This is a genomic window from Acidovorax sp. HMWF018 (genome assembly GCF_003061035.1).
Taxonomy (GTDB): Bacteria; Pseudomonadota; Gammaproteobacteria; order Burkholderiales; family Burkholderiaceae_C; genus Acidovorax; species Acidovorax delafieldii.
Genome location: NZ_QAIM01000574.1, coordinates 782 through 4,239, shown reverse-complemented (window position 1 = coordinate 4,239; position 3,458 = coordinate 782). Strand labels below are relative to the sequence as shown.

3 protein-coding genes and 1 pseudogene are annotated in these 3,458 nt (G+C 68.3%); 1 reads left to right on the top strand and 3 read right to left on the bottom strand.

The genetic code is table 11. The features are described 5' to 3' along the window. Positions 1-102: 102 nt before the first annotated feature. Together DBR23_RS24555 and DBR23_RS24550 are read right to left on the bottom strand one after the other, a co-directional pair. Positions 103-684, bottom strand: coding sequence for an NnrU family protein (locus tag DBR23_RS24555; RefSeq protein ID WP_108499866.1), 582 nt, complete (start codon positions 682-684; stop codon positions 103-105). Between the two features lie 285 nt (positions 685-969). Then, positions 970-1,581 (bottom strand): PolC-type DNA polymerase III, encoded by a 612-nt coding sequence (locus tag DBR23_RS24550; RefSeq protein WP_108499867.1) that lies wholly within the window; start codon positions 1,579-1,581, stop codon positions 970-972. A 145-nt stretch (positions 1,582-1,726) separates the two neighbouring features. Here DBR23_RS24550 and DBR23_RS24545 point away from each other — a divergent pair, with 145 nt between their 5' ends. Next, a complete protein-coding gene (locus DBR23_RS24545) occupies positions 1,727-3,136 on the top strand; it encodes a serine hydrolase (protein ID WP_108499865.1) in 1,410 nt (469 codons plus the stop codon). 17 nt (positions 3,137-3,153) lie between these two features. Here DBR23_RS24545 and DBR23_RS30065 read toward each other — a convergent pair. Further along, positions 3,154-3,458 (bottom strand): annotated as a pseudogene (locus tag DBR23_RS30065) (esterase); the annotation flags it as partial.

The window sequence follows — 3,458 nt, the reverse complement described above, 5'->3', positions numbered from 1 at the left end:
GTTGGGGGTGGTGGCTTCGGTCATAGAGGTCTCAGCGAGAAAGGAAAAAACGCAAAGCGCGGATTCTCCGGCATTTGCGTTGCGGGTCATCCCGGCGTTCGATCACCGCCCCAGCGGCGCCACGCCGATCAGCCATGCATGGCCCCAGAACGCAAAGCCCGCCCAGGCCACTGCACCCACCACCACAGCCGCCGCCGTGCCTGCAGCGCTGCCTGCCGCGTACACGGTGCCCTGCGCCCGGTCGCGCTGGCGCGCGGCGCGAAAGCTCAGCACGGCCCACAGCAAAAAGCTGCCAAACAGCAGCACGTCGGCCAGGTTGCCGTTGGACAACACATGCGCCAGCGCCCACACCTTCACGCCCAGCACCATGGGGTGGTGCAGCCGGGCCTTGATGGCATTGCGCGGCACATAGGTGGCGACCAGCAGCACAAAGGCAATCAGCGTCAGCAGCGCCGCAGCGTGCCGCATGCCGATGGGCGGCACCCACAACACCACGGGCTGCTGCCTCGCCAGGCCATAGCCCCAGACGATGAGCACCAGGCCCACGGCCGACACCAGCGAATACAGCCCTTTCCAAGGCATCTCGCCCATGCGTGCCAGCGTCTGCGTGCGCCAGCCATCGGCCACGATGCGCACCGAGTGCACGCCCAGAAACAGCACCAGTCCCAGTACCAGATACCCCATGGCCAAGCCTTTCATGTTGTCGTCGTGAACAGGTTTTGAGGACGAAGGCGGGGCTGCGCCACCGGTGGCAAAGCTCCGTCGTGCAAGTCCTGATCGATTATCGGCAGAGCAGGCGATTGCACCCGTTGCGGAGGGACTTGCGCGGCCCCTGCAGACGAATGCTCTGGAGAACGGTCGTCAGCCCTGTATTCAAGTCAAAAGTGCCGCAAGCGCTAGTGAATCATGCGCTGGCAGCTATCAATTCAATAGTAAAAGTGCAGCGACATCGCCAGCGGGCAGGTCGGATCAGGCGCCCGCATGCTGCGCCAGCAGCGCCCCTATCTTGGGCTTGGCGCAGCGCTGCAGCGTTTGCAGCAGTGTGTAGCTGGGCTCGGCCACGCGCCAGCGGGTGCGCAGGTCGTGCTGCATGCGGGCCAGCAGCGCGGCAGCCATCTCAGCGTCGGCCAGCGCCCGGTGGGCCTGGCCCGTGCGCGGCAGGCCGTGGTAGTCCACCAGCGTGCCCAGCTTGTGGCTGGGCGCCTCGGGGTACAGGCGCCGCGACAGCAGCACCGTGCATGCAAACGGCTGCGGTGCAGGCAGCCCGGCGAGGGCCAGTTCGGCCTGCCAGAACTTGCTGTCGAACGACGCGTTGTGCGCCACCATGGGCGCGTCGCCCACAAAGCGCGCGGCGTCCTGCATCACCTGCGCCGCATCGGGCGCGGCGTTGACCATCGCGTTGGTGATGCCGGTGAGCTGGGTGATGAACGACGGAATCCACACCCCGGTCTTCATCAAACTCTGGAACCTGTCCACCACCCGGCCGCCCTCCAGCAGCACGATGGCCACCTCGGTCGCACGCGCGCCCTGGCCGGGCGAGACGCCGGTGGTTTCAAAGTCGATGACGGCGATGGGGGACATGGGCTTGCGTGCGAAAAGGAAGGATTGTGCCGCCGCCCCGCAGACCATCCTGTGCGCCCAGGGTGTCTGTGTGCCTCTGTGCTTATCCAGTGCGTGGCCTACACTGCCGCACTCCTTTTCTTGGATGCATGGAGCCGAGCACACCATGAAGAAAAACGCCACCTCACCGGCCTGGCTGCGCGCCGCGCTGGACTACCTGCCGCAATGGCTGGACCTGCAACTGGAGCGCTTCCGCCAGCCCGGGTGTTCCGTGGCTATCGCGCGCGGCGGCGAAACGGTGGCAGAGCTGGCGCTGGGGGTGGCCGACATGCGCACCCACCAACCCCTCACGTCCCGGCATCGTCTGCGCATTGCCTCGCACTCCAAGACCTTCACGGCAGCGGGCGTCATGCTGCTGCGCGAGCAGGGCCAAGTCGGGCTGGACGACCCCATTGGCCGCTATGTCGATGGCCTGCACAAGGACCTGGCCCGCGCCCGCATTGGCGAGCTGCTGTCGCACAGCGCAGGCGTGACGCGCGACGGCCCCGATGCCGGCCAGTTTCTGGACCGGCGGCCGTTTCTCTCGCGCACCGAGCTGCTGGCGGATTTGCGCGCCAAGCCGCCGCTGGAGGCGGGCGTGCAGCTCAAGTATTCCAACCACGGCTACGGGCTGCTGGGGCTGATGATGGAGCAGGTGACCGGCACGGACTACGCGCGCTGGATGCAGCGCCACGTGATCGATGCTGTGGGCCTGCAGGAAACCGTGCCCGACATGCCGCGCCTGGCGCGGAGCGCCCCGATGGCCGTGGGCCACAGCAGCGAGTTTCCGTTCGGCCAGCGCCTCATCGTGCCGGGCGACAACCGGTGCGACGCCATGGCCCCGGCGGCCGGGTTTGTGTCCACCGCGTCGGATGTGGCCCGCTTCTTTTCGCAGCTGGCGCCAGACAGCCAGCGCAGCATCCTGTCACCCGCCAGCCGCCGCGAGATGGCGCAGCGCCGCTGGCGCGACCCCTGCAACCTGTTCGAGTCCCACTACGGCCTGGGCACCATGCTCAGCGCGCCGGGCCCGCGCGAATGGATGGGCCACACCGGCAGCCTGCAAGGGTTCCTGTCGCGCACGGCGCGCTACCCCGCGCTCGACCTCACGGTGACCGTGCTCACCAATGCGCAGGACGGCTTGTCCACCGAATGGGTGGAAGGCATTGCCAGCATCCTGTTCGCGTTCCAGCAGCATGGCGCGCCGGGCAAAAAGGAAGCCGCCTGGGCGGGGCGCTGGTGGAGCCTGTGGGGCGCCAGCGACCTGGTGCCCATGGGCAAGGTGGTGTGCCAGGTGGTGCCCGCCATGTTCGTGCCGTTCAACGCCGCCACCACGGAGCTGGCCATCACCGGGCGCGACACCGGCGTGGTCCGGAAAGCCTCGGCCTACGCCAGCCCCGGCCAGCCGGTGCGCCGCGTGCGCGATGCCAGCGGCACCGCCACCGAGCTGTGGGTGGGCGGCACCCAGCTGTTGCCCAAGGACGCCATGGTGGCCGAGGCCACCCAGCGCTATCGCAAGGCGCGCCGCACTCCGCGCTGATCCCGGCGGGCAGTGCCTCAGCCCTTGGGGTGCGCTAAAAAGAACCGCAGCATCTCCGCCGTGGCGTCGACCCCGGCAGGGTCGGTATGGCTGCCGCCCGCGTGCCCACCGGCCCACGCGTGCCCTGCGCCGTGCAGCACCCAGTGTTCTGCCACCACCGTGCCAGTCAGTGCGCTGGCCGACGGGGCGCCACCCGCCACGGTGTAGACCTTGCGGGTGTAGCTCTGGCCACCACGAGACTGGCCCTGGTGCGCGGTCTCCACCGTCGTCTGGCCGTCACCTGGGGCTGTGGCCAGTGTTGACAGCGTTGCCTCGATGAGCT